Origin of the sequence: Catellatospora sp. NPDC049609 (assembly GCF_040675365.1) — a bacterium.
In the GTDB taxonomy this organism is placed as follows: Bacteria; Actinomycetota; Actinomycetes; order Mycobacteriales; family Micromonosporaceae; genus Catellatospora.
Genome location: NZ_JBFAOU010000411.1, coordinates 1 through 2,190 on the forward strand (window position 1 = coordinate 1; position 2,190 = coordinate 2,190).

The 2,190-nt window shown below is 63.7% G+C and carries 1 protein-coding gene and 1 pseudogene; one reads left to right on the plus strand and one right to left on the minus strand.

The window, feature by feature from the left end:
- The first annotated feature begins 168 nt into the window (after positions 1-168).
- Positions 169-946 (plus strand): annotated as a pseudogene (locus AB0J67_RS40715) (IS5 family transposase).
- Positions 947-1,462: 516 nt separating this feature from the next.
- Here the strand turns inward: AB0J67_RS40715 and AB0J67_RS40720 are convergent.
- A partial coding sequence (locus tag AB0J67_RS40720) for a hypothetical protein (RefSeq protein ID WP_363491117.1) occupies positions 1,463-2,190 on the minus strand: 728 nt, incomplete at its 5' end.

The window sequence follows — 2,190 nt, forward strand, 5'->3', positions numbered from 1 at the left end:
CCGTCGCCGCCCTGGTCTCCGACCGCACCATCACCTGGTGAAACGCCCCGGAGCGGCCCATCACGCGACCTCAACTATTGCGCACAAGATCGTTACACAATGAGGTCTGTACACAGTTCGATGTGATGGCCACGATGGGGCGTGCGCAAGGGTGAGCAGCCGCCGTGGATCGTGTCTGATGAGCTGTGGGGCGGATCGCGCCGCTGCTGCCGCAGAGACCCAGGCGCAGCAGGTTCCCAGGTCGTCGGCCGCTCGACGATCGTCGGGTGTTCTGCGGGATCCTGTTCGTGCTGTACACGGCGATCCCGTGGGAGTTCCTGCCGCGTGAGCTCGGGTTCGGGTCCGGGATGACGTGCTGGCGCAGGCTGCGGGACTGGAACGAGGCGGGGGTGTGGCAGCGGCTGCACGAGCTGCTGCTGGCGGAGTTGCGCGGCGCGGACGCCCTGGACCTGTCCCGGGCGGTGATCGACAGTTTGCACGTGCGCCCAAAACGGGTCCGAGCCCGGTCGACCGCGGCCGGTCGGGCTCGAAGCACCACGTCGTCACCGACGCCCGCGGCATCCCCCTGGCCGTGAGCCTGACCGGCGGCAGCCGCAACGACGTCACCCAACTGCTGCCGCTGGTCGGCAAGATCCCGAAGATCCGGGGCTTGGTAGGCCGGCCGCGTAACCGTCCCGGGCGGCTGCTGGCTGACCGCGGCTACGACCACGACAAGTACCGGCGCCTGCTGCGGGCTCGGGGGATCAAACCGGTCATCGGCCGCCGTGGCACCGGCCACGGCTCGGGCCTGGGCGCACAGCGCTACGTCGCCGAACAGACCATCGCCCTGCTGCACTGGTTCCGCCGCCTGCGTACCCGGTGGGAGATCCGAGACGACATACACGAGGCGTTCATGACCCTGGCCTGCGCCATCATCTGCTGGCGCCGTCTGCGGTCATTACGTTAGGAGTTCTAAACACTGCCGACCCGGCCCAGGCAGGCCAAAGGGCCGGACATCGACACCTGCCGTCCGATATCCGGCCCCGAAGAAGGCGACCGTCAAGCCCCTGAACTGCTGAAACGCGCTTTAAAGGGAAAGACTAAGAGTGATGTCGTCTGCACTTACCCGAGCGAAAGCACTACGTAATTGGACACGAATGGCCATATTTTTCGACGACCGAATCTCTTGGCATACGCACAGCAGAATACGTACGGTAGTCGCCTCGTTTCCGAGGCTAGCGGTTCCGCACCGAATGCGAGCTGCCAACAGCCTTGGGGGTCGACCGCCCATAAACGGAATAGAGCAAGCGGACGCGCCTTCTCCTCCGGGGGCACCTCCCCACCTAATGGGAGGTGCCCCCAGGCGCAAGCGTCTGAACGCTAGCCTACAACGGAAGGCGTGGGGAACCAGACCCGGCTCCTCGCACCCTATCCCCTGAGCGAGCCAGGTCGGAGAGCCTATGCGGTCGATTCATTTAGTCGGTCACCGGCCCGACAAGTGTCCTCCCGATGGTTCCCAGAGGCAGACCGAGCTATTGCACCACGCATCGATGAAGAACTCATCCCCTCGGTCGCCCTTGCGGTTGGCCTCGTAGCGCTGCCTTTCTCCAGGCTGCCTCATATCGTAGACTTCAATATCTAGCTCACCGGCGAAAGCCTTGGCCAGCCCACGGTCCTCCGCGAGGGCTCTGGCATTCGGCGTCATTACCCCGTTTTCTTTACCGTGAAGTCCGCTTGCAACATGAACCTTCCGATATCCTTCCTCCTTCGCGGCGTGCACCCAGTAAGCAACATCTTTGTCGTCTGTCTCCCTGAGAAAAGAAACTTTATTGCCCACTCGCAGCGAACCTTCACTTCTATCATCCGGCAAATTAGCGGGCTTCCCTCGAGTGCCTCCCCCCTTACCCCTGCCGGGGACGCGGATGCCTGCGGTGGCTCCGCCGGTGGCGAATGCCTGGGCTGCTTCGAGTATGGCCATGCTCTTGAGGGTGTCGAAGTAGTCACCGCTTGTGCCGTAGGTCATCTCTTGGGTGTAGGGGTCGACGTACCATTCGGGGTGGGTGTCCCAGTTGAGGTGATGCCCTCCATTGGTCAGTGGTCCTCTGGCTTCGACCTGGTCGGCGTGGTCGAGGATGGCCTGGTAGGGGTCGTTGGGGTTGTCGAGGTTGGGTGCGGGTGGGGTTTCGTAGTCGGGGACCTGCGGGGGGTTGG